The organism is Microvirga sp. P5_D2 (assembly GCF_054049475.1).
Genome location: NZ_JBFUMH010000005.1, coordinates 1 through 23,008, shown reverse-complemented (window position 1 = coordinate 23,008; position 23,008 = coordinate 1). Strand labels below are relative to the sequence as shown.

The window sequence follows — 23,008 nt, the reverse complement described above, 5'->3', positions numbered from 1 at the left end:
TACCCCAATATCGAATCCGCACAGCCAGCCTAAGCTATTTATCCCAAGAGCGAGACTATCGGCATCTGCCTCGGTGCCTCCTCGCTTATTGAGTGAGGGAGAACCGCCATGAAGCTGGCTGCGCTGACCATCGTTCTCGCCCTGGCCGCGTCGCCTCCAGCCATATCGCTCACCCTTCTGACCGGTTTGTGCATGGCGATGCTAGCCTCGCCATGGCGCGCTCCTGCTCATGCCCAGCCTCTCTCGACCGAGGACCTCGGCCGCCGCATCATCGAGCGGCGCGCGGTCGAGGCCGTGATCTGGGGCATGCCGGCGGTCAATTATGATCTCATGCTCCAAGAGATGCTGACCAAGACGCCCGGCAGGGTGAACCAGGTGATCTACTGGGGCCGCCCGCTCGACTGGCGCAACCAGACGCTGACGCCCAATCCCGACACGCTCTATTTTATGGCGTTCTTCGATACCAAGGACGTCGGGCCTATCGTGATCGAGGTGCCGGCGGCGGACGCCGACGGTTCCATGAACGCCAATATCGTCAACATCTGGCAGCAGCCGCTCGAGGATGCGGGGCTGCTCGGGATCGATAAGGGCAAGGGCGTGAAGTTCGTGATGTTGCCGCCCGGCTATGCGGACAAGGTGCCCGAGGGCTATACCGCCTTGCAGCCCGACACGTATGGCAGCTACGCGCTGTTCCGCTCGAATCTTGCGAGCCACGGCGAGGCCGACGTTGCCAGGTCGGTGACTTATGGAAAGCGGATCAACATCTATCCGCTTTCGCAGGCCGCCGATCCGCCGCCGACCGTCTTCACCGACGTCAAGGACATCGTCTTCGACTCGACCATTCGCTACGACGAGAGTTTCTTCGAAGGCCTCGACCGGATCGTGCAGGGCGAGCCATGGTTTGAGCGCGACCGCGTCATGATCGATCAACTACGCTCGCTCGGCATCGAGAAAGGCAAGCCGTTTTCTCCCGATGCGAAAACGAAGCAGGCACTCATGTCGGGCATTCGCGAAACGCAGATGGTGCTCGAGGCGCGGTATTCCGCCGGCCTGACGCCCTTCTTCGAAGGAACGCACTGGACCTTCCCGGCGCTTCCTGAACTCATCCAGGCCGCAGCAGCCGGCTTCGCGGAGCCGGACCATTATCCGGTCGATGCGAGAGGGCTGACCTACAGCTATGGCTATATCGGCATCAAGCGGCTCGGCGCAGGCCAGTTCTATCTGATCAACATCAAGGACAAGGACGGGAACGCCTATGAAGGCGGCAAGACCTATCGTCTGACCGTGCCGCCGAATGCACCTGTCGAGCAATACTGGTCGGTGACCGCCTACGATCGCGAGACCCACGCGCTGATCAAGAATGTCGATCGCGCCAGCCGCGCATCGAATGCCGCCGACGTGCAGAAGAATCCGGATGGCTCGGTCGATATCTATTTGGGTCCGGCACCACCGGCCGGCAAGGAATCGAACTGGGTTCCCACCGATCCTGCCCGCAGATTCGAACTGATGTTCCGCCTCTACGCACCGACCAAGGCCCTGTTCGACAAGGCGTGGCGGCTTCCGGACGTGGAGATGGTTGCCGCTCAACCCTGAACCGCAACCTATGAATTGACGATCAATGGATAGGGCTGACCGACATGCTCCATGCACCCATGACCGCCCCATCGTCGCATTCCTCGCCCGATCCAACCATGATCCGGATCGCAGGCGGCACGTTCCGCATGGGCTCGGACGATCATTATCCCGAGGAAGCGCCCGTCCACCGCGTCACCGTCGACGATTTCTGGATCGACCGGACGCCAGTGACCAACCGCGACTTCCGACGCTTCGTCGAGGCGACGCGCTACGTCACGGTTGCCGAGAGAACACCCGACCCGAAGGATTATCCCGGCGCGCTGCCGCATATGCTGAAGGCGGGCTCACTCGTCTTCACGCCACCGGATTACCCGGTGAACTTACAGGATTGGAGTCAGTGGTGGGCCTTCACCTTCGGCGCGAGGTGGCGCAAGCCTTATGGGCCCAAATCCTCCATCAAGGGATTGGACGATCATCCCGTCGTCCACGTCGCCTACGAGGATGCCAAGGCCTATGCGGATTGGATTGGCAAGGACCTGCCCACGGAGGCCGAATGGGAGTTCGCCGCTCGCGGCGGTCTCGACGGCGCCGAATTCGCCTGGGGCGATGAGTTCACGCCGGACGAGCGGCACATGGCCAATACCTGGCAGGGTGCCTTCCCGTTCCAGAACAAGCGCGAGGACGGCTTTGAGCGCACCTCCCCCGTCACTGCATTCCCACCGAACGCTTACGGTCTGCACGACATGATCGGCAATGTCTGGGAATGGACGTCGGACTGGTACACGCCGAAGCATCCTGCGGATGCTCCCAAGGCCTGCTGCATTCCCGAAAACCCGCGCGGCGGGCGCGAAGCGGAAAGCTACGACACGTGCCAGCCGCAGATCCGCATTCCGCGAAAGGTGTTGAAGGGCGGATCGCATTTGTGCGCTCCGAATTACTGCCGCCGCTACCGGCCCGCCGCGCGGCATGCGCAGCCTGTCGATACCTCGTCGAGCCATATCGGATTCCGGTGCGTGTCGCGACGGGAACCCGCATCATGAACGCGCAAACGCCAGCGCGCGGCGCCCAAATCATGGCCTGGACCGTAGTCGTGCTCACGGCCGCGCTGGTGGTGCTGGGGTTCGCCCGTTACGGCTTCTCGACGGWGGTGCAACAACGCATCTGGCACGACATCGTGGAGCGGCCCGGCGGCCCCATGTCGTTCCGCTTCCTTCTGCAGCCGACGATGGCCGTCATCGCGGCCATCCACGACGGTATCGCGGACGCCAGGACCCATCGTTCCCCCTTTCTGCGCACCATCCTCAGCGATTCCGCCCAACGCGGCGACCGATTGCGCGAGGGGCTGTTCGCGACGGCGCGCATCGTCCTCCTCGGGATCGGCATGGACGCGATCTATCAATGGCGGGTGCTCGGGACACTCTATCCCGGGGAGGCCTTGATCATCACCTTCCTGCTCGCGGTCGTGCCATATCTTCTGCTCCGCGGCCCGATCAGCCGCGTTGCCCGCCGTTTCGGACATTCCTCTTCCGGCAACACGAGGTAATGCGCCATGGCTCCTTCATCCGAAAATTCGCCCATCACTTCAAAATCCGATTCGGACCGGATTTCGGTCGAGCTATCGTCCCGGCGCACAGGGATGTCATTCCAGCGCACGCGGATGAGCGCCGACCGCACTCTGATGTCGGTGGTCCGCACTTCGCTGTCCCTCATCAGCTTCGGCTTCACGATCTACCAGGTGTTCGACAAACTTCGGGAAGCGGGCACCATCATGCATGCGGCGGCACCCCGCAATTTCGGCGTGGCGCTGGTGCTGCTCGGGATCACGATGCTCGTCATCGGCATCGTCTATCATGTGCAGTTCATGCTGGGCCTGCGCTATGAGCGCCAGGCCATGAAGGCCGCAGGCCTCGTGCATGGCGAGAGTCATTTTCCCGTTTCGCTTACGCTGATCACCGCCGTCATTCTGCTGCTTATCGGCGTGGCGGCCATTCTCAGCATGGTTTTCCAGGCCGGGCCATTCGGTTGAGGAGGGACCACGCCCGATCTTTTACAACCCTCCAACTCCACGGAGCCGAAAATGGCACAGACGCCTCGTAAGCGGAACGGTAAGCCGAACATCCTTGTCATCTGGGGTGACGATATCGGCATTTCGAACTTGAGTTGCTACTCGCATGGTCTGATGGGCTACCGCACGCCCAACATCGACCGTATCGCCAAGGAAGGAATGATGTTCACCGATTCCTACGGTGAGCAGTCCTGCACCGCCGGCCGCTCGGCCTTCATCACCGGCCAGAGTGTCTACCGCACCGGTCTGTCCAAGGTTGGCATTCCCGGCGCACCCATCGGCATGAACGAGAAGATCGTCACCATCGCGGCTGTGCTCAAGGAGCAGGGTTACGCCACCGGTCAGTTCGGCAAGAACCACCTCGGCGATCTCAACCATATGCTGCCGACCAATCATGGCTTCGACGAATTCTTCGGCAATCTCTATCATCTCAATGCAGAAGAAGGGCCGGAGATGGAGGACTATCCGTCGGAAAAGGACTTTCCAGAGTTTAACAAGAACTTCAGGCCACGTGGTGTCATCCACTCCTGGGCGACGGACAAGGACGATCCGACCGAGATGCCCCGCTGGGGACGCGTCGGCAAGCAGAAGATCGAGGATACCGGCCCACTCAACCGGAAACGCATGGAGACCTGCGACGACGAGTTCATCGCCGCCGCCAAGGACTTCATCAGGCGGCAGGAGGAAGCAGGAAAGCCGTGGTTCGTGTGGCTCAACACGACGCACATGCACCTCTACACGCACACCAAGCCCGAAAGCCGCGGCCAAGCGGGCCGCTGGCAGTCCAACTATCACGACACCATGATCGATCACGATAAGAATGTCGGCGAGATGCTCGACTTCCTCGACGAGCTCGGCATCGCTGACGACACCTTCCTGCAATACTCCACCGATAACGGACCGCACCGCAATTCTTGGCCGGATGGCGGCATGACTCCGTTCCGCAGCGAGAAGAACACCAACTGGGAAGGCGCGTTCCGTGTGCCGCTGATCGTGCGATGGCCGGGAAAGATCGCACCCGGTTCGATCAGCAATGAGATCGTCCAGCATCACGACTGGATGCCGACCTTCCTTGCGATGTCAGGCGCTCCCGATGTGGTCGAGAAGTTGAAGAGCGGCTATCAGGCCATCGGACGTACCTATAAGAACCACATCGATGGCTATAACCTACTACCGTACCTGACCGGCGAGGCGGAGAAGAGTCCACGCGACTTCTATTTCTACTTCAGCGATGACGGCGATATGCTGGCCATCCGCATGGACAACTGGAAGATCGTGTTCATGGAACAGCGCACTCCCGGCAGGCTGGCCGTCTGGCGCGATCCGTTCGTGCGGCTCAGGGCGCCGACGATCTACAACCTGCGCACGGATCCGTATGAATTCGCAACCGTTACCTCGAACACCTATGACGATTGGATGATGCGCCACGCTTACCTGATTTACGCCGTGCAAGCCGTCGCCGCGAAATTCGCGGAAACGTTCAAGGATTTTCCAGCAATCCAGAAGCCGAACACCTTCACCATTGATGATGCGATGGCAAAGATGTCGGAAGCGGCAGGTGGCGGCTGATCTTCACTCACGATTGCCGGACAGGGAGCAGGCGTCCTCTGTCCGGCAATAAGGAAGATCCATGGGTAATGAAGCATGGGTGACGATTCCCTTCCATCCTGGAACGATGGTCCGGCCAAGGCTGCCATCCTCGACTTCGTTGCACGGGGAACGACAGAGGGTGGCATCGAACACGCTGTTTCCCGATAGCGGAGGCTTGAGGTGAAGGAATGGCTGATCGTTGCGACCGAGACCACCGTCCTCGCCATCGACGCCATGGCGCTCGTCATCATTGTCTTCGGCACGCTCGAAGCCTTTGTCACCGGATTGCTCGCCATGATCACCGGAACATCGACCGGCTTCGAGAGGCGCGAGATCTGGCTTCGCTACGGGCGGTCCCTCGTGGCCGGACTGACCTTTCAACTCGCGGCGGATATTCTCGAATCGGCTGTCACCGCGGATTGGGAAGCGGTGGGGCGGCTCGCCGCCATCGCCGTGATCCGCACCTTTCTCAACTATTTCCTGGAGCGCGACCTGACGGATATTCGTGAGCGCCAGCTTCGATCCAAACAGAAAAGCGTTGAAGCATCGAAGGAACTCTAGGCATGAACCGCCGCCAACTGCTCTGCCTGCTCGCAGCCGGCCTGCTGTCTCTCTGGCTGCCCCTGTCTCCAGTCGGCGCACAACCGGATCTGCTGCCGTCCTGGAACGACACTCCGCCCAAACAGGCGATCATCGACTTCGTTCAGCGCGTGACGCGTGAAGGCGGGCCAGATTTCGTTCCGCAGCCCCAGCGCATCGCAACCTTCGACAACGATGGAACGCTCTGGGCCGAACAGCCGATCTATTTCCAGTTCGCCTTCGCGTTGGACGAGATCAAACGGCTCGCGCCGCAATGGCCCGAATGGAAGGACAAGGAGCCGTTTCGCTCCGTCATCATCGGAGATCTGAGGGCCCTGCTGACCGCCGGCGAGAAGGACCTGCTGGAGATCATGGCGGTGACGCATGGCGGGATGACCACCGCCGCGTTTACCAAGTCGGTGACGGACTGGCTCGCGACGGCCCGGCATCCGACGAAGGATCGCCCCTATACCGACCTCGTCTACCAGCCGATGCTGGAATTGCTCGGATACCTGCGCGAAAACGGATTCAAGACCTTCATCGTCTCCGGCGGGGGCGTCGAGTTCATGCGTGTCTTTGCCGAGAGGATCTATGGCATTCCGCCCGAGCAGGTGGTCGGTTCATCAGGGGTCACGAAATTCGAGATCGGTGCGGACGGCAAGCCCGTTCTGCTGAAGGAGCCTGAGGTCGAGTTCATCGACGATGGTCCCGGTAAGCCGGTCGGCATCAACCGCTTCATCGGCCGCCAACCGATCTTCGCCTTCGGCAATTCGGATGGCGACCTCCAGATGCTGCAATGGACGGCGGCTGGCGACGGCTCCCGATTCATGGGCATCGTCCATCACACCGATGCGGAGCGCGAATGGGCCTATGACCGCCAGTCCCATATCGGGCGGCTCGACAAGGCATGGGATGAAGCGAAGGCCAAGGGCTGGACCATCGTCGACATGAAGCGCGACTGGAGGAAGGTGTTCCTCTTCGAGCCTTGAGAAACTCAGAACGGATTGATGTAATTCAGGATCGCGGTCTGCCGCAGCACGACCTTGCGGATGACATGGCTTGCCGCGACACGGTCAGTGAAGATCGCCGCCAGCCCCGTGCTTCCGGCCGGCAGGCGTCGGGCGATTTCCTGATCGTCGAGCTTGACGCGAACCACGAAGGGCGCCACCTGGACCTCCGTCGGCGCGATGGCGAGGCCGCCGGGCTGCGATTGCCCCGTCGCGATGGCCTGCAGAACCGTCTCGACGCGCCCGGTGAAGACTTCGCCCGGGAACGGCTTGAACGTGATCTCCACCGGCTGGCCGACCTCGATATAGCGCGCGTAGATCTGTGGAATCTCCACCCCGAAGATGGTCTCCGACGTGTCGATGAAGGCCATCACCGGAGACTGCGCCGTGACCCGCGCGCCCTTGCGCAAGGCAAGGTTGGTCACGTAGCCATCGGCGGGTGCCCGCACGGTGGTTTTGTCGAGACTCCATTTCGCGCCTTCCAGCTGCGCCCGGAATTGCGCGACTTCGGCCTCGCGTTCCTGCACGTCGAAGGCGCGCCCTGTATCGCGGCGTTGCAGTTCTGAAAACTGCCCCAGCCGCAGCTCGGCGAATTTGAGCTGAGCCTCGATCGCCTGGACCTGGGACCGGTAGGTGGTCGGATCGATGCGGAAAAGCACATCGCCTGCCTTCACGGGCGTGTTCGCCGCAACCGGCACATCGAGGACCTCGCCTGCGACCTCCGGCACGATCTGCACGGAATTGCGCAGCACGGCAGCCGAGCCCGACGGCGCGCCCCATCCCATAGGGATGAACAGGCCCACCAGAAGCACGAGCAGCACGAGGATCGGCGAGAGCTTCCAGAACAGATTGAACGGGATAAAACGGAGCCAGACGAACAGGGCCAGAAGCGCGATATAGGCGTTGAGGAGAACGACGATCACTTCGAACCCTCCCGCCTTTCAGGCACGTCGACATAGGCCCAGATCAGCACCAGCGGCCAGAATACGAAGCCGAAGATCAGCGTGGCCCAGCTCCCGACCGTTACGGCCTCCGCCCAAGGATGCCCGCGTTTGCGCGCGATGCGTCCAGGCATCATCCCAAGCGCCACGAAGATCGCGACCGTCGTGATGATTAGGACAAGAAGGACGATCCAGGCGAAGATGTCGATGAAGGACATGACTTGCCCTCTGTAACCTGTGCAGGAATGGTGGTGACGCCGTCTGAAAGGGTCAGCAAGCCAGCGACAATACGGCGAAGGGGTGCCCCTTGCTTGGGAATGGGCGCCGCTTGGGTTTCATGACCGGTTTCCCTCTCCTGGCTTGTCCTCGTCGCCCGTGATGCGATCCCGGCTGGGAACGCGTGTCACCTTGGGCGGATCGCTTGCCGGAAAAGTCTCATCGAGTTCCTCGTCCAGCTCGCGATCTAGTGCCTCCCGCTCCTCTTCCTCGGTCATCTTCCGTGGCTCTTTCGGCATCGCGCATTCCTTTATCGGTCGACGAAGAACTGGAAACTGACATCCGCGAAACTCTGCCCGCACGGCGGAACATGATGGCCTATCCCGACCAGACTAGCATCTTGCGAGCCCTACGAAGAAGCAACCCGTAGCGCCTGAAACAAACCCTCGGATCGATAGAATAAAACCCAGAGAACCATCCCAGAATTCTTGCACCGAAAGGCGCTACGGCTCCACGAGCTTGTTCCGGATGGCGTATCGCACCAGGGTGGCGGTGGAGTTGACATTGACCTTGCGCATGGCCGAGGCGCGATGGCTTTCGACCGTTTTCAGGTTGAGCCCCAGAATGCCCGCGACCTCCTTGTTGCTGTGCCCTTCGGCAATCAGCTGCACGACGCTGCGCTCGCGGGTCGTTAGTACTCCGTCGGCGACATGGCCCTTGGTCAGAAACGAGTTCAGCAGTGTTTCGGAAACACGGCCCGTGAAGAACGGCCGGTGCAGCGCCAGCGATTCCACGGCGGCGATGAGAAACCTGCGCGCATCGGATTTGAGCAGATAGCCCCGCGCCCCTGCTTCCAGCAGCTCACGGATCAGCGGCTCGCTGTCGTGCATGGTGAAGATCAGCACCTCGGTCTGGGGCCGCGCGGCGCGGATCTCGCGCGTCGCGTCGACGCCGTTGAGATAAGGAAGCTGGTAATCGAGGATGGCGATGTCGGGCTTGGTTTCCGCCGCAAGTTCGACAGCCTGCTTGCCGTCCTCCGCCTGGGCGACGACCTCCCATCCGAGTTGGCTGTTCAAGATGCTATGCAGGCCGGAACGAACGACATCGTGGTCATCGGCAATCAGGATGCGCGTCATGGCTGATCGTATCCTCCCCCACAATAAACCTTATAGCCTATAGGCTGGACCGTGGAACTTGGTAGAAACCCTGAGAGTGGCTTGGATAATCCCTAAGCTTTTCGCCTTTGTCCCTGCGGTGTTTCGAGAATGGCGAATGTCCGTGCGGCACGGGGAGCCGTGGCGCACACGACCGTCCGATACATGACGGTTGCGGGTTATGGATGACGGGATCTCAGGGATGGCCTGAGGCCCAGCCACAGTCGCAGCAGACATTGCACCGTCCTCGCATGGCCGCGCGAAGAGAATGCCATGGATACGGCGGGAGATAAACACGGGTTCATGCAGCAAAACGCCTGATCTCTCCGGTTTAACCCGCAGGATTGCTCAGGCCTACAAGTTCAGCGCATCGTTTTCGGCGCGTCGCGAAACGTCATGGCGTTACGATTTGGGCGGAATACATCCGAGTGTTCGGCGCAGGGGCGCTAGCGTCCGAGCCATCCGCCATCCACCGGCAGAATGACGCCGTGGATATAGTTGGCGGCCTGCGAGGACAGGAAGACCGCTGTGCCTCCGATATCCTCCGGCTGGCCCCAGCGTCCGGCAGGAATGCGGGAGAGGATCTCGGTGCTGCGCTTCTGATCCTGTCGCAGGGCTTCGGTATTGTTGGTCTCGATATAGCCGGGCGCGATGGCGTTCACGTTGATGCCTTTCGCGGCCCATTCATTGGCGAGCAGCCGCGTGAGGCCGGCAAGCCCGCTCTTGCTCGCCGTATAGGACGGAACGCGGATTCCACCCTGGAAGGATAGGAGGGAGGCGATGTTGATGATTTTGCCGCCCCTGCCGTCCTTCAACATGCGCCGCGCTGCCGCTTGCGCCAGGAAGAACGTGGTCTTGAGATTGACGTTCATCACATCATCCCAATCGGCTTCGGTGAAATCGATGGAGTCGTTGCGCCGGATGATCCCGGCATTGTTGACGAGGATATCGACCCGGTCGCCTGCTTCCTCGGCGGCGTTCATGATCCTCTCGACCGGCTCGAGGGTCGAAAGATCGGCATGGACGGCGTGGAACTTGGCGCCGGTCGCCAGCACTTGCGCCTGCGTCTCGTCCAGAGACGAGCGGCCGATGCCGACAACGGATGCGCCGGCCTTGGCCAAGGCAACGGCAATGGCTTGGCCGATGCCGGTATTGGCGCCGGTCACGACCGCGTTCTTGCCTTGCAAATCAAAAAAACCCGTCATGATGCTTCCAACCTCGATACCGCCGACACCGATACGGCGTCCAATGCTCTGAAAAATTTCCTCGACAAACTAGCCGCGCGGCACGGCCTTTCCTTCCGCGTCGAAGACGTGAAGCGCTTCCGCAGGCAGGGCGACGCCGATGCGCTCGCCCATGGAGAAGCGCCGCTGGCCCGGCGCGGTGACCGTGAAGATGTCGCCATGATCGGTCTTGCCGTGCAGGATCGTTTCCGCGCCAAGTTGCTCGACCAGGGTGAGTTCTAGGGGAATGGTGCCCTGATCCACCTCGGTCACAGTCGCGGAATGCGGTCGGATGCCGAGTGCGATCTTCGATCCCGCTCCGAGATTGAGATTCGGCAGTCGCTGCTGCTTTCCGTTGATCTGGATGCCGACGCCACCGGCGACGGGAATGGTCTCGGCCTCGATGAAATTCATCCGTGGCGAGCCGATGAAGCCTGCCACGAAACGGTTGGCCGGATTGTTGTAGAGCTCCAGCGGCGTACCTACCTGCTCGATGCGCCCGTCGCGCAGCACGACGATGCGGTCGGCGAGCGTCATGGCTTCCGTCTGGTCGTGCGTGACGTAGATCATCGTGGCGTTGAGGCGCTTGTGCAGGGCGGCAAGCTCGGCGCGCATGACGACGCGCAGTTCCGCGTCGAGATTGGACAGGGGCTCGTCGAGAAGGAAGATGCCGGGCCGGCGCACGATGGCGCGGCCGATGGCGACGCGCTGCCGCTGGCCACCGGACAGCTGGCGCGGCTTGCGGTTGAGCAGCGGCTCGATGAGCAGCATCTTGGCCGCCTCCATCACGCGCTTGTCGATCTCATCGCGCGCCATGCGGCTGTTCTCCAGGCCGAAGGCGAGGTTCTGCCGCACGCTCATATGCGGGTAGAGCGCATAGGACTGGAACACCATCGCAAGGCCTCGGTCTGCCGCCGAGACATCGTTGACGAGCCGATCGTCGAGCCGGATCTCGCCCGAGCTCGAGCGCTCGAGCCCTGCGATGGTGCGGAGCAGGGTCGTTTTTCCGCAGCCCGACGGGCCGACGAAGACCACGAACTCACCGTCCGTGACCTCGAGATCGATGCCGTGCAGCACCTTCACGGCGCCGTAATCCTTGGTGACTTGACGAAGAACAAGATGACTCACGGCACGTTCTTTCCAGATTAGGTCCGCATCATTTCAGGCCGGTATTCGCAATGCCTGCGGTGATGTAGCGCTGAAGGAACAGGAAGATGAAAGCGACCGGCACGATGGAGAGCACGGTCATCGCAAGCACGTAGTGCCATTGCACGTTCAGCTCGCCCGAGAAGGCGTTGAGGCCGACTTGCAGGGTGTAATATTCCTTGCGGGACAGAACGATCAACGGCCACAGAAAGTCGTTCCAGCGCCACATGACGGAGAAGATGGCGAGAACCGCCAGCGCGGGCGCCGCGAGCGGCAGCACGATGCGCCAATAGATCTGCCATTCGGACGCCTTGTCCATGCGCGCGGCATCGAGCAGTTCGTCGGGAATGGTGAGCATGTATTGCCGCAGCAGGAACACGCCCGTCGGTGTCGCGACCGTCGGCAGGATTACGCCCCAGAGCGTATCGAACAGGTTGAGCGAGTTCACCACGAGATAGAGCGGCACCACGATAACGGATAAAGGCACCATCAAGGTGGCAAGGATGATGCCGAGCACCGCTGTGCGGCCCCTAAACTCGTATTTCGACAGGGCGAAGGCCGCCATGGAGTTCACCACCAGCGTGATGAGGGTCGCCATGACGGTCACGAAGATCGAGTTCTGGAAATAGCGCAGGAAGTCGAATTGCTGCAGCGGCTCGGAATAGTTCGTGGTGGCGAGGCTGACCTCGCGCACGGGGACGCGCTTGTCGATGGGCACGCGGACGATGGTGCCCGGGTTCTGCGGATCGACCATCTGCGCCATGATGCCGACGCGCCGCACCTGAGCGAGAACTTTCTCGCTGCTGTCTTCCAGGGTCACGCGAAAGAGCGGGAGCGGCTGCTCATAGCCTTGAACGCTCGCCACTTGCGCATCGAGCGGCATGAAGGTCGGCGGGAACTCGACGAGGTTCGCCGGTGTCTTGAAGGACGACACGACGAGCCACAGAACCGGGCCGAACATCAGGAGAAGGCCCATGCCCAGCCAGATATAGGCGAGCACATCCGTCCAGTGCCACGCCTTGCCGCCGCGACGGCGCAGGAGGAAGGTGGAGAGTGCGTTCATGCCGCCTCCTTTCGGGCCCGCCTGTTCGACACCACGAGCTGCATTGCAGTAAGACCAATCAGGACGATCCCCATGAGGATCGATGCTGCGGATGCGAGCCCTAAGTTTCGCAGGACGTGGGCAAAGCCCGTCTCGTAGATGTATTGCGTGATGAACATGGTGCTGGTGCCGGGACCGCCGCCGGTCAGCACAAAGGCCTCGTCGAAGATCTGCACGGCCTTGATCAGCGCCAGGATGATGACGACGAGCAGATTGGGCCACAGCAACGGCAGGGTGATGCGCCAGAAGGTGCGCATCCGGCCCGTGCCGTCCATCATCGCGGCCTCATAAAGATCGCGCGGGATGGCCTGGAGACCAGCCAGCAGGATCAGCGCATAGAAGCCGAGATGCGCCCACACGGATACGAAGACGGCCCAGAACATGGCCCAGTTGCGCTCGGCCAGCCACAGGGTCCGCTCGAAGCCGAAATCCAGCAGGATCGCGTTGAGCAATCCGTCGCGCTGCAGGATCCATTTCCAGATCAGGCCGACCACGACCGGCGACAGAAGGACGGGGAAGAAGAACACGCCGCGCCAGAAGCCTCGGGCGCGCATCTCGCGATTGAGGACGAGCGCGGTGCCTAAGGAGATGAGCACGAGAAAAACCACCTGCACGACCACGAAGAACGCCGTGTTGTGCACGCTCTGCCAGAAGGCATCCTGAAGACAGGTGGACGGTGTCGTGTAGTCGTTACACGTAAGCAGCGTCTGGTATTGGTCCAGACCGACGAAATGGCGATCGTCGAAGAAGATCGCCGTTCCGCCGGTCAGGGAATAGGCAACGTTGATGGCAACGGGAATGAGCACGAACACGCTGAAGATCAGCATGTTCGGGGCCAGGAACACGGCCCCCATGCCGCCGATACCGAACCGCCGCTGAACGAAGCTCATGGGCGCGTTGAGCGCTCCCATGAGGAAGCGGAACGGCATGGCGAGGACGGAGGACAGGGCAGAGCCCTGTTCTTTCACTTCGGTGATCGTGCTCATCGCGCTTGCCTCTTGCTCAGCGGGAGGCCTCTGCGACCTTCTGCTTGACGTCGTCCTCGATGCGAACATAGGCATCGGGGAGCTGCGCTTCGCCGGCGACCACCTGTCCGAGGCGGCTGATGACGGCGGCATAGATCGCGCCCGACCACTTGTAGCTCTGCATCTTCAGGGCAAGCGGATCGGCGGTGCGGGTCGCATTCAGGAAGATGTCGAGGGACTTCTTCACGTTCGGATCGTTCGACTTGAAGTCGACGCCCTTTGCCGCGACGGCCTGATGGGCCGGCAGGAACAGGGTGCGCTCGGAGAATTCACGCACCACGGGCTCGCTGGCGAGGTATTCCACCACACGGGCCACTTCCTTGGGGTTCTTGGTGTACTTCACGGCCACGAGACCCGCGCCGCCCGGCATGCCGGTGCAGGCGGCAGGACCGCAAGGCTCAGTGCCTGCCGACCAGTCGAAGTTGTCCTTGATCTTCTGGGCGAATTGCGCGACCTGCCACGAACCCGAGAAATACACGGCGACCTGACCGTTCACGAATTCCTCGTTTGCGCCTTTATAGGTGGTGCCGGCAACGCCGCCCCAGATCTCGCGGGGCATGATGCCGTTCTTGTGCCAGTCGACGATGCGCTGGGCCATGGCCTTGAAGCCCTCGTCCACGACGGCGGGCTTGCCGTCGGGGCCGATGAGCTTCGCGCCCATCGAGATGGCGGGGCCCATGAAGCGGTGGCCGGAACGGTCGAAGGCAAGGGCCATCGGAATCTTCTGGCTGTCCGCAACCTTCTTGGCCGCAGCCGCCCACTCGTCCCACGTGGCCTTCGCGCCGGGAACTGGCACGCCCGCCTGCTCGAACAGCGTCGTGTTCACGAGCGGGCCGGTGATGGTGAGCTGGGTCATGAAGCCGGGCAGCGCGTTGCTGCCGTCCTCACGCATCCAGTCGAGCGTGTTGCTGAAATTCTTCTCGAAGCTCGCGGCATCCTTCAGGTGTGCGCGCAGATCGAGCCAGTGCTTGGCCTGAGACTTCAGCTCGACCACGCGCACGATGTCCGGGCCGCGCCCGGCCTCGAGCTGCACGGGCAGCTGATCCTTGATCACGCCGAAGGCGACATTGTCGACCACGACCTTGATGTCGGGGTTCTGAGCCTCGAAACGCTTGACGATATCCTGCAGGACCTCGCCTTCGTTGCCGTCCGAGTACCACATGATGCGCACTTCCGTGGCCGCATGGGCAACGGAGGTGGTCAACGCGAGGGCCAGCGCCCCGCAGGCCAGTTTCTTCAGTCCCTTCATCACTTTCCTCCCATGATGAATGTATGTTTCAGGCAATCTTGAGTTGCTCTTGTTTTTTGTGTTGGGAAGGCAGCGGCACACGCGCTCCTTCCGGATAGGCTGTCAGTTCTCCCGACAAAGTCCAATTCTTTGGATCGATGGTTTCCTTGCTCGTGCTCACCACAGCGTCGGAACCGCAGGCGACGGTTCCGAAATCAGGGTCTTGCACGACGATAGTGCCATCGTTCCGCTCTTCAGCCGAGAGATTCGCAAAGCGCCGGCCGAAGGCTTCCAGACTGCCCTCCGTCGCGACGTCGGAAAGGCGCACGATCCAGCGCCCGACATGACCGGGCAAGCGGACTTCGCATCCGGCCGTCGGACCTTTGGCGACCTTCTCGAAGGAACCGCTGGCGACGAGCAGGCAGAGCCCATCGCCGGAGCGTACGAGAATGCGGTTGCCGTCGTGGATCACCTCGTCCATCTCGGCTTCCGGCAGCCAGGCATGGCTGAAATCCGGCTGCGTCGGGTGGATGTTGAAATCCAGCACCGCCAGGGAGCGGTATTGATGAGCGCGCGGCACGGTTCCGCAGCCGCCCCAGTAGGACGGACGGCCATAGCCGCTATGGATCACCTCACCGGGATGATTGATCCAGATCTGCGATTCCGGCTTTTCACCGATGCGCAGATGCAGAATGGTCTCCTGATAGCCCCACTCACCCCAGCGATAGGCCGCGATGCTGCCCAGCGCATAATCCTTCGACTTGAAGTGATAGAGCGAAGCGATGCCGTTCTCACCCTGCTTGTAGCGCCACTCGTAGGCGCCCGCGCCCTTGTGATCGGCGATCGCGGCGAGGCCCGGATCGATGGTCAGGCCGTGCTCGGCAAAGCACAGGGCAAGCTGCGGCAGCGCGTGGAAGCGGCGGCCGAGCGATCCCTTGCCGAAGGCGAGATAGGACATGCCCGACAATTCGAGGCTGCGGCCGGGCCGGAGCGTGTGCTCGTAGCTGCGTCCCTGCGAGGCCGTCATCATGCCGTGATGGCTCGACAGGGCCATGATTTCGAGCAGGCGGCGAATGGCGGCGCCGGAGCGCTCGCGAATGCCCGCATCGGGCGAGAGTGCGTAAAGCGCGCACAGGCCCTTCAGGTCGATGGGGAAGTACGGTGCCGAGTTCCACTCGGCCATCTCGCAGGCCTCGAAATGCGTGAGCCATTCAAGCAGGCGCTGACGGCCGATCTCGGCCTGTTCGCGCCCCTTGCGGCCGGAGCGCTTGAAGGTCGCGTCGGGAAACAGCGTGCCGGCGAGGTGGCAGGCTGTGTGGAACAGCAGCGCGTGGTTCTCGCTGAAATACCACATCACGTCGTTGCCGGGCTCGTCCATCCAGAACCGGAAACGCAGGATCACGTCGTCCATGCGTGCCCGCGTCTCGGGTGAAATGCGGTCGGGCCAGGAGATGCGCGACCAGAGGAGCGGCACGAGGAGGAAGTCCGCGCAATCGTGGCAATCGCCGATAACCGGCAGGCAGGAATCGATGATGCGGTCCGTCTCCGGCCCACCGCGATCAAGTGCCAACCGCGCCAGCACCGCCACCATGTCGCGCTCGCCGCGTTCGGCCACATGGTCGAGAGCGGCCTGCGCCCGCGCGTTGATGTCGGATGAGGCGGGAGGCTGCTGGTCGAGATGGCAGATCTCGACGCCAAGCACCCGCGTTGCCACGAAGTCGCCGTCGCGCAGGGTGATGTCGAAATGCCGGAAATCGGCAGGAAGTTCGCTCGTATCGGCAATGGCGACACGCGTTGCGCCGGCCGGGAGCGTCTTGTGGAATTCCAGCGTCTCTTCCGTGGACATGAAGTCGCCGCGCACCTCAACCTGGAGGTCGAGGGCGGTTGCCGACGGATTGTCGAACACGACAGCCACTTCGCCACGGCCATAGGACGGCTTTTCGAACCGCATGCCCTCGAGCATGGTTTCAACCGCCGCCGCGCGAGCGCCGTCGATGGCGCTCGGCATGGCAACGGAGAGGCCCTCGCCCGCGATCAGCTCAAGGCTGAAGTAATAGCGCGCATCGCGCTCGCAGAGATCGGCGAACCAGACTCTTAGATCGTTCTTGCCGGCTTTCAGCGGCACGTCGATCTCGATGAGTTCCTCGAAGTTGCGCTGGTAGCGGGTGAGTTCCGCCACGCGGCTGCCATTGACCGCGAGGAAAGCGCCGCCGCAGGTCGAGAAGGAGAAACGCGCCACCTGATCGCGCGGGCTATCGATGGTTGTCTGCGCCCAGCATTCCACTCGCGTGGCGCGGAACCAGAACCCCGACAGATCCACGCGCGGCGAGCCGAAGGGCAGCCAGACGCGGGTTGCCTCGAAGCTCGTCGCGGGCTGCGGGTTCTTGCCACGGTACTGCTCGATGAAATCCGTGCGGCACGCATATTGATGCGGGATGAAGTTGCGGTCCTTCGTCAGGAAGAAGAAGGCATCCATCTTCCCTTCCATCGTCCTGTCCGGAACGTCGTAGCGCTCCTCGTGGACATCGCCGAGCTGCCAATGGCCGACCGCCTGGCCGGCTTTGAGGGAATGAGTCAGATACATCGCGTTCGCCATCGCCGTAATTTACCGTAGTGTGCTCACAGGAACCGGATCGACGTCCGTGTATTCCTGGTTCTCGCCGGTCATGCTCCAGACGAAGGCGTAAGGACCCGTGCCCGCGCCCATATGGATCGACCAGGCCGGAGACAGAATGGCTTCGCCGTCGGCCACGATGAGATTGCGCGTTTCTTCCGGCCGGCCCATGAGGTGAATGACGCGGTCTTCCGGCGCCATGTCGAAATAGACATAGGCCTCCATGCGCCGCTCATGCACATGCGGCGGCATCGTGTTCCACACGCTGCCGGGAGCGGGATCGGTGATGCCCATGAGAAGCAGGGCGGAAGGTGCGACTTCCGGGTGGATATACATGCGCAGAGAACGCTTGTTCGAGCGCTTCTCCTCGCCCAACTCCAGAAGCTTCGCTTCCGATTTCTTGATCAGGCGGTGCGGGTAATCCACCTGCGAAGGCACGGATGTCATGTAGAAGCGCGCGGGGTTTGCGCCATCCGCGCTCGACAGGGTCAGGCGCTCCGCGCCGCGTCCCACATAGAGAATGTCGCGGTTGTCGAGATCGAAGCTCTTGCCGTCGACCTCGATGCGGCCCGGTCCGCCGAGATTCGCGATGCCGACTTCCCGGTACGACAGCAGATGCGGCGTGCCGATGGCCTTGCCTTCGCCGAAAGTGACGCTCTTCTCTACCGGCATGGAGCCGCCGACGATCATGCGGTCGATATGGGTGTAGACGAGACGCACATCGTCCTTGGCGAACAGGCTCTCGATCAGAAAGGTCGAGCGCAGCTGCTCCGTCGACATCGTGCCGATGGTTTCCGGCCCTGCTCCGTAGCGAACCTCGATCATGCAGCACTCTCCTGTTGAGCATCGTTCATGTGACGGACGGCTTCCGCGAGAAGCAGAATCGCCAAGGCTTGGCCGTAAGCCGTCGGTTGAATGGGAATGTCGTGGTAGAATTGCAGGTCGCGCCCCATGCGGGTGCCGTAGGAGACGTTCTGCAGCGTTCCGTTCTCGTCGATATTGTCGAGCACGTAGTCGAGAGCGCGAAGCCCCGCCTGACGCGCATCCTCGCCGAGAACGCCGAGACGCGCGCCTTTGAGAAGGCCATAGCCGAAACCGGCGGTGGCGGACGCTTCGAGATAAGATGACGGGTCGTCGATCAGCGTGTGCCATGCGCCGCTGCGATCCTGATGCTGCAGGAGCGCCTTGGCCTGCGCTCGCAGGTTGCCGAGGAGATAGTCCTTTACGCCGCCCTCGACGCCGCCGATCTCGATGAAGTCGAGAAGGCCCGCGGTGATCCAGGCATTGCCGCGGGCCCAGCGGGCGCGGGCAAAATTGTGCCGTCCCTCGAAAGTCCAGCCGTGGAACCACAGGCCGGTTTCCGTATCTGTGAGGTAATGTGCATGCAGCAGGAACTGACGCACGGATTCCTGCACGAGATCGTCACGGCCGGCAGCGCGGCCGTAATTCGCCAGGAACAGGCACACCATGAAGAGGGTGTCGTCCCACAGCTCTCCCGGGTTCAGGCCGTCCGAAACGATATGCTGGAAACCGCCCTCTTCCGTGCGGGGAAGCTCGGTCATCGCAAGCTTCGCCCAGTGCTCCAGGGGCTCCTGCCAGCGATCCTCGCGGGTTTTGTCCCACAGCATGGAGAGCGCGAGCATCGGGGCTGTCGTATTGACGTTGATCTTCGGCAAACCCTTGCCGAGCTGGCGCTCATACCAGGCTTCGAGCAGGCGGCGATGCTCGTCGTTGCCGGTAAATTCCCAGTACCGGACAAGACCATAGAGGCCCACGCCCTGCGGCCATTCCCAGCTGTCGAAGCTGATGTAATCGCCGGGGGTCCCGTCGAGATTCGGCTCATCGAACGTCCCGTCATGGCGCAAGGACGCCATGCCTGTGACCAGACGATCGAGCTGGCGTGTAAGACGCCCTCTCTCTCTCATATGCGCTGCCTCCCGGGCATATATCGTTGTTGAGAGGGATTTTTCATCACCGTGAAAGATTGCGCAACATGAAAATTTTTTGCAGTATCTTCCGATGTCAGCACTGCCGAAACGACCCACTCCCACCTCCAAGGCTCTCGCCCGCAGCCGCCTGAGCGATATCGCGCTTGCCTGTGATGTCTCGATCAGCAGCGTCTCCCGCGCCCTGGCGGGCCAGAAAGGGGTCCGTGAAGATGTGAGGCAGCGGATCTTCGAGGCTGCCAGAAATGCCCATTATCCTCTGCCCAACACAATCCAGGGTGCGCGAATCGCGGTTTTCGCCAGCAAGGCCGCCATGACGGATTATGGCCGTACCCAGTTCACCTGGCATGTGCTGGAGGGGCTGAAGGCGGCCGCCGCATCACGGGAGATCGAGGTGTCCCTCGTGCCTCTTCCCGACCCGGATGAGAGCCAGCTTCCGCTGACGGATATCCTCGACAGCGAGGACATTCTCGGGCTTCTCCTCCTCACCATCGACGACATGCAGGCTCTCGGGCGCGTCCAGGAAAGCGGCAAGCCTGCGGTGTTGATCAACAGTGACGACCCGCTCATGCGCATTTCGAGCGTCAGTCCCTGCAACCGCTCCGCGGCCCGCATGGCCTGCGATTATCTCATCGGATTGGGGCATGAGCGCATCGGCTTCGTCATGCGGCCTGGCCGTCCCACGATCCGACGCCGGCTCGAAGGCTGGCGCGATGCCTTGTCGGAGCACGGATTATCCTGTTCGGACGACAACGTGATCAGCGTCGAGGACTGGACGCCGGAATGCGCCGAGCGCGCCATCGGTGAGCGTCTCGACAAGGGCAAGCTCGATGTGACCGCGCTCCTCTGCGCCGCCGACAGCCTCGCACTAGGCGCGCTTTCGGCTTTGACAGCGCGCCAGATTGCATGCCCGCGCGACATATCGGTGATGGGCATCGACAACCTGCCGATTTCGGATCTTCTCACGCCGCGTCTGACCACCATGCACATCCCCGCCCATGAGCTGGGCGCAACGGCTGTTGAGACGCTGATCGAACTCTCGACCCAGGGGCAGCGCGTCGTGCGCCGCACGGAACTCGCCTGCCGTCTCATCGAGCGGGATTCGACGGCGCGCGCAGCCCGTAAGTCTGCCTGAAGCGTCTCTCTCAATCGTGACCGAGGGATCCCATCGGGTGATCTTGTAGCTTGGCAGCAGGCCTCCCATCTTGGGGGCGGCATCTTCGGTGCCTTTCCACCACCCGATCCTGTCCTTTAAGAAGCTCCCAGAACACCAATGGACCACACCTCTGAAAAGCCCTCAGTGGCCAAATCGGCTGCGCTCAGGCCTCTGCCGGCCCTTATCTTCAGCTCGCGCTGGCTGCAGCTGCCGCTTTATCTCGGACTGATCGTCGCTCAGTGCGTTTACGTCTTCCTGTTCCTGAAGGAGTTGGTACATCTCGTCCTGCATGCCGGCGAGTTCACCGAGATGCAGATCATGCTGGTGGTTCTCGGCCTCATCGATGTAGTGATGATCTCGAACCTGCTCGTCATGGTCATCGTCGGCGGTTACGAGACTTTCGTGTCGCGCCTCAACTTGCAGGGACATCCGGATCAGCCGGAATGGCTGAGCCATGTCAATGCCGGCATCCTCAAGGTGAAGCTGGCAATGGCCATCATCGGCATCTCGTCGATCCACCTGCTGCGGACCTTCATCGAAGCCGGCTATGTCGGCACGGCGAGAAGCACCTACACGGAGACGGGCATCATTCTCCAGACGGTGATTCACTCCATCTTCATCCTGTCGGCCATCGGCATCGCCTATGTGGACCGTATGACCTCGCAGACTAATCACCATCATTGATCGCCAGAGGCAGGACGGGATCGAACCTCGTCCTACCTCCCACGGCCACCTATTCGGCAGCCGCTGACGGGGCCTCCACCGATTCAGGCGGCTTCGCCGGTGAGCGCCGAGCGAACCGCAGGACGATCGTTCGGAGAGTCACATAGAAAACGGGCGTGAGGAACAATCCGAACAGGGTCACGCCGATCATGCCGGCGAACACCGCCGTTCCCAGCGCCTGCCGCATCTCCGCGCCGGGGCCTGTCGCGATCACCAGCGGCAGCACGCCGAGAATGAAGGCGAAGGCCGTCATCAGGATCGGGCGCAGCCTCAACCGGCACGCCTCCACCACGGCCTCGATGGGGGTCCTGCCCTCCATTTCCGCCTGCTTCGCGAACTCGACGATGAGGATGGCGTTCTTTGCCGCCAAACCGACGAGAACCACGAGGCCGATCTGGGTCAGGATGTTGTTGTCCTGTCCTCGCAGCATCACGCCGATCAGCGCCGACAGCACGCCCATGGGCACGATGAGAATGATGGCGATGGGCAGGGACCAGCTTTCATATTGCGCCGCGAGCACGAGGAAGACGAACAGCACGGACAGGGCGAAGATGAACACCGCCGTGTTGCCGGTCTGCCGCTCCTGAAACGCGAGCTCCGTCCACTCGAATCCCATTCCTGGAGACTGGGTTTTCCGGATCATCTCTTCCATCGTGTCCAAAGCCGTGCCCGACGACACGCCGGGGGCCGCATTGCCCTGGAGCGCGACCGAGGTGAACATGTTGTAGCGCTGAACGAGGTCAGGCCCGGACACCTCCCGCATCTCGACAATCGTCCCCATGGGCACAAGAGCGCCCGTGGATGAGCGAACCCGCAGGCGGTTGATGTCCTCCCGGTCGATCCGGAAGCGTTGATCCGCCTGAGCCCGCACCTGATAGACGCGGCCGAAGGCGTTGAAGTCGTTCACATAGGCTGTGCCGAGATTGATCCGCAGCGTCTCGAAGATGTTCGGGATCGGAACGTTCAGGATGCTCGCTTTCTGCCGGTCGATCTCGAGATAGACCTGCGGTGAATTGGCCGAGAATGTGGTGAAGACGCCGGTGAGGTTCGGGTTCTGGCTCGCCTGCCCCATCAACTGGTAAGCCACCGCGAGAATGCCGCGCACGTCGTCGCCGGTCCGGTTCTGGAGCTGAACCTTGAAGCCGCCGGAATTGCCGAGGCCGCTGACCGGCGGCGGCGGGACGGCGATGATGAACGCCTCCTCGATCTGCTGCATGCGGGCAAAGAGATCGCCGATGATTTTGTCGGCGGAAAGGCCGGCGGACATCCGCTCCCCGAAAGGCTTGAAGCTGGCGAAGATGGCGGCCGAATTGGTCGCGTTGGTAAAGGTCGCGCCCGAGAAGCCGGCAAAGGCGATGGCATCGCGGATGCCGGGCGTTTCCTGCATGATTTTCGAAGCCCGCTGCACCACCGCATCGGTGCGCGACAGGGAAGACCCATCCGGCAGTTGCACGACGACGATGGCATAACCCTGATCCAATGTCGGAATGAAACCGCGCGGCACGTGGTTGGAAATCCAGACGGTTCCGGCGAGGAGACCGGCATAGATCGGCAGCATGATCAGCTTGTGGCGCACGACCACGCCGACGGCCCGTGCATAGCCGTTCGATGTCGCATCGAAACCGCGATTGAACCCATTGGCGAGAGCAGCACCCGCTCGGCGGATCGGGTTCTTCGGTGGTTCGTGCTCATGCGGCCTCAGCAAGAGGGCGGCGAGG

At 62.0% G+C, this 23,008-nt stretch carries 22 protein-coding genes; 9 read left to right on the top strand and 13 right to left on the bottom strand.

Translation table 11 applies throughout. From position 1 onward, the window contains the following. Positions 1–192: 192 nt before the first annotated feature. The 7 genes from ACXJKO_RS03340 to ACXJKO_RS03310 all read left to right on the top strand — a co-directional run bounded on the left by ACXJKO_RS03340 (position 193) and on the right by ACXJKO_RS03310 (position 6,798). Positions 193–1,593 (top strand): DUF1254 domain-containing protein, encoded by a 1,401-nt coding sequence (locus ACXJKO_RS03340; protein WP_457089744.1) that lies wholly within the window; start codon positions 193–195, stop codon positions 1,591–1,593. A gap of 98 nt (positions 1,594–1,691) precedes the next feature. Next, complete coding sequence (locus ACXJKO_RS03335) at positions 1,692–2,615, top strand: formylglycine-generating enzyme family protein (protein WP_457089743.1); 924 nt, start codon at positions 1,692–1,694, stop codon at positions 2,613–2,615. After that, positions 2,612–3,118, top strand: coding sequence for a hypothetical protein (locus ACXJKO_RS03330; RefSeq protein ID WP_457089660.1), 507 nt, complete (start codon positions 2,612–2,614; stop codon positions 3,116–3,118). The genes ACXJKO_RS03335 and ACXJKO_RS03330 overlap by 4 nt, the downstream gene beginning before the upstream one ends. 93 nt (positions 3,119–3,211) lie before the next feature. Beyond that, the gene (locus ACXJKO_RS03325) at positions 3,212–3,601 is read left to right on the top strand and encodes a YidH family protein (protein ID WP_457089659.1); all 390 of its coding nucleotides are present in this window, start codon (positions 3,212–3,214) and stop codon (positions 3,599–3,601) included. 51 nt (positions 3,602–3,652) lie between these two features. Next, a complete protein-coding gene (locus ACXJKO_RS03320; protein ID WP_457089658.1) occupies positions 3,653–5,209 on the top strand; it encodes an arylsulfatase in 1,557 nt (518 codons plus the stop codon). Between the two features lie 201 nt (positions 5,210–5,410). After that, positions 5,411–5,791, top strand: coding sequence for a DUF1622 domain-containing protein (locus ACXJKO_RS03315; RefSeq protein WP_457089657.1), 381 nt, complete (start codon positions 5,411–5,413; stop codon positions 5,789–5,791). Between the two features lie 2 nt (positions 5,792–5,793). Beyond that, positions 5,794–6,798, top strand: a complete 1,005-nt coding sequence (locus ACXJKO_RS03310) for an HAD family hydrolase (protein WP_457089656.1) — start codon at positions 5,794–5,796, stop codon at positions 6,796–6,798. A 5-nt stretch (positions 6,799–6,803) separates the two neighbouring features. Here the strand turns inward: ACXJKO_RS03310 and ACXJKO_RS03305 are convergent, their stop codons facing one another. The 12 genes from ACXJKO_RS03305 to bglB form a co-directional block, all read right to left on the bottom strand. Further along, positions 6,804–7,739, bottom strand: a complete 936-nt coding sequence (locus ACXJKO_RS03305; protein WP_457089655.1) for an HlyD family secretion protein — start codon at positions 7,737–7,739, stop codon at positions 6,804–6,806. Further along, entirely contained in the window at positions 7,736–7,975 is a 240-nt protein-coding gene (locus ACXJKO_RS03300) for a DUF3302 domain-containing protein (RefSeq protein ID WP_457089654.1), read from the bottom strand. Before ACXJKO_RS03300 ends, ACXJKO_RS03305 begins: the two co-directional genes overlap by 4 nt. 117 nt (positions 7,976–8,092) lie before the next feature. Further along, positions 8,093–8,272: a hypothetical protein gene (locus ACXJKO_RS03295; protein ID WP_457089653.1), complete on the bottom strand. Its 180-nt coding sequence runs from the start codon at positions 8,270–8,272 to the stop codon at positions 8,093–8,095. A gap of 204 nt (positions 8,273–8,476) precedes the next feature. Next, positions 8,477–9,109, bottom strand: a complete 633-nt coding sequence (locus ACXJKO_RS03290) for a response regulator (RefSeq protein WP_457089652.1) — start codon at positions 9,107–9,109, stop codon at positions 8,477–8,479. A 464-nt stretch (positions 9,110–9,573) separates the two neighbouring features. Further along, on the bottom strand, positions 9,574–10,332 hold the full coding sequence (gene kduD / locus ACXJKO_RS03285) for a 2-dehydro-3-deoxy-D-gluconate 5-dehydrogenase KduD (RefSeq protein ID WP_457089651.1): 759 nt from the start codon (positions 10,330–10,332) through the stop codon (positions 9,574–9,576). A gap of 69 nt (positions 10,333–10,401) precedes the next feature. Continuing rightward, positions 10,402–11,478 (bottom strand): ABC transporter ATP-binding protein, encoded by a 1,077-nt coding sequence (locus ACXJKO_RS03280; protein WP_457089650.1) that lies wholly within the window; start codon positions 11,476–11,478, stop codon positions 10,402–10,404. Positions 11,479–11,506: 28 nt separating this feature from the next. Then, on the bottom strand, positions 11,507–12,559 hold the full coding sequence (locus ACXJKO_RS03275) for a carbohydrate ABC transporter permease (RefSeq protein ID WP_457089649.1): 1,053 nt from the start codon (positions 12,557–12,559) through the stop codon (positions 11,507–11,509). Beyond that, a complete protein-coding gene (locus ACXJKO_RS03270) occupies positions 12,556–13,584 on the bottom strand; it encodes a carbohydrate ABC transporter permease (protein ID WP_457089648.1) in 1,029 nt (342 codons plus the stop codon). Before ACXJKO_RS03270 ends, ACXJKO_RS03275 begins: the two co-directional genes overlap by 4 nt. Positions 13,585–13,600: 16 nt before the next feature. Further along, positions 13,601–14,872, bottom strand: coding sequence for an ABC transporter substrate-binding protein (locus tag ACXJKO_RS03265; protein WP_457089647.1), 1,272 nt, complete (start codon positions 14,870–14,872; stop codon positions 13,601–13,603). A 28-nt stretch (positions 14,873–14,900) separates the two neighbouring features. Next, a complete protein-coding gene (locus tag ACXJKO_RS03260) occupies positions 14,901–17,435 on the bottom strand; it encodes a hypothetical protein (RefSeq protein ID WP_457089646.1) in 2,535 nt (844 codons plus the stop codon). A gap of 21 nt (positions 17,436–17,456) precedes the next feature. Continuing rightward, positions 17,457–18,290 (bottom strand): 5-dehydro-4-deoxy-D-glucuronate isomerase, encoded by an 834-nt coding sequence (gene kduI / locus ACXJKO_RS03255; protein ID WP_457089645.1) that lies wholly within the window; start codon positions 18,288–18,290, stop codon positions 17,457–17,459. Then, positions 18,287–19,390 (bottom strand): beta-galactosidase BglB, encoded by a 1,104-nt coding sequence (gene bglB, locus ACXJKO_RS03250; RefSeq protein ID WP_457089644.1) that lies wholly within the window; start codon positions 19,388–19,390, stop codon positions 18,287–18,289. The genes kduI and bglB overlap by 4 nt, the downstream gene beginning before the upstream one ends. A 94-nt stretch (positions 19,391–19,484) precedes the next feature. Between bglB and ACXJKO_RS03245 the strand changes: the two genes are divergently transcribed. Then, on the top strand, positions 19,485–20,546 hold the full coding sequence (locus tag ACXJKO_RS03245; RefSeq protein ID WP_457089643.1) for a LacI family DNA-binding transcriptional regulator: 1,062 nt from the start codon (positions 19,485–19,487) through the stop codon (positions 20,544–20,546). 138 nt (positions 20,547–20,684) lie between these two features. Then, positions 20,685–21,251 (top strand): TIGR00645 family protein, encoded by a 567-nt coding sequence (locus ACXJKO_RS03240; RefSeq protein WP_457089642.1) that lies wholly within the window; start codon positions 20,685–20,687, stop codon positions 21,249–21,251. Between the two features lie 49 nt (positions 21,252–21,300). Here ACXJKO_RS03240 and ACXJKO_RS03235 read toward each other — a convergent pair. Beyond that, on the bottom strand, positions 21,301–23,008 hold a 1,708-nt coding region (locus ACXJKO_RS03235; protein ID WP_457089641.1), incomplete at its 5' end, for an efflux RND transporter permease subunit.

Excerpts from the sequence above, each read along its gene's own strand:
- ACXJKO_RS03340 (WP_457089744.1), top strand. The coding sequence starts at position 193 with ATGGCGATGCTAGCCTCGCCATGGCGCGCTCCTGCTCATGCCCAGCCT.
- ACXJKO_RS03335 (WP_457089743.1), top strand. The coding sequence starts at position 1,692 with ATGATCCGGATCGCAGGCGGCACGTTCCGCATGGGCTCGGACGATCAT.
- ACXJKO_RS03325 (WP_457089659.1), top strand. The coding sequence starts at position 3,212 with ATGTCATTCCAGCGCACGCGGATGAGCGCCGACCGCACTCTGATGTCG.
- ACXJKO_RS03320 (WP_457089658.1), top strand. The coding sequence starts at position 3,653 with ATGGCACAGACGCCTCGTAAGCGGAACGGTAAGCCGAACATCCTTGTC.
- ACXJKO_RS03310 (WP_457089656.1), top strand. The coding sequence starts at position 5,794 with ATGAACCGCCGCCAACTGCTCTGCCTGCTCGCAGCCGGCCTGCTGTCT.
- ACXJKO_RS03300 (WP_457089654.1), bottom strand. The coding sequence starts at position 7,975 with ATGTCCTTCATCGACATCTTCGCCTGGATCGTCCTTCTTGTCCTAATC.
- ACXJKO_RS03295 (WP_457089653.1), bottom strand. The coding sequence starts at position 8,272 with ATGCCGAAAGAGCCACGGAAGATGACCGAGGAAGAGGAGCGGGAGGCA.
- ACXJKO_RS03290 (WP_457089652.1), bottom strand. The coding sequence starts at position 9,109 with ATGACGCGCATCCTGATTGCCGATGACCACGATGTCGTTCGTTCCGGC.
- kduD (WP_457089651.1), bottom strand. The coding sequence starts at position 10,332 with ATGACGGGTTTTTTTGATTTGCAAGGCAAGAACGCGGTCGTGACCGGC.
- ACXJKO_RS03275 (WP_457089649.1), bottom strand. The coding sequence starts at position 12,559 with ATGAACGCACTCTCCACCTTCCTCCTGCGCCGTCGCGGCGGCAAGGCG.
- ACXJKO_RS03270 (WP_457089648.1), bottom strand. The coding sequence starts at position 13,584 with ATGAGCACGATCACCGAAGTGAAAGAACAGGGCTCTGCCCTGTCCTCC.
- ACXJKO_RS03265 (WP_457089647.1), bottom strand. The coding sequence starts at position 14,872 with ATGAAGGGACTGAAGAAACTGGCCTGCGGGGCGCTGGCCCTCGCGTTG.
- ACXJKO_RS03260 (WP_457089646.1), bottom strand. The coding sequence starts at position 17,435 with ATGTATCTGACTCATTCCCTCAAAGCCGGCCAGGCGGTCGGCCATTGG.
- kduI (WP_457089645.1), bottom strand. The coding sequence starts at position 18,290 with ATGATCGAGGTTCGCTACGGAGCAGGGCCGGAAACCATCGGCACGATG.
- bglB (WP_457089644.1), bottom strand. The coding sequence starts at position 19,390 with ATGAGAGAGAGAGGGCGTCTTACACGCCAGCTCGATCGTCTGGTCACA.
- ACXJKO_RS03245 (WP_457089643.1), top strand. The coding sequence starts at position 19,485 with ATGTCAGCACTGCCGAAACGACCCACTCCCACCTCCAAGGCTCTCGCC.
- ACXJKO_RS03240 (WP_457089642.1), top strand. The coding sequence starts at position 20,685 with ATGGACCACACCTCTGAAAAGCCCTCAGTGGCCAAATCGGCTGCGCTC.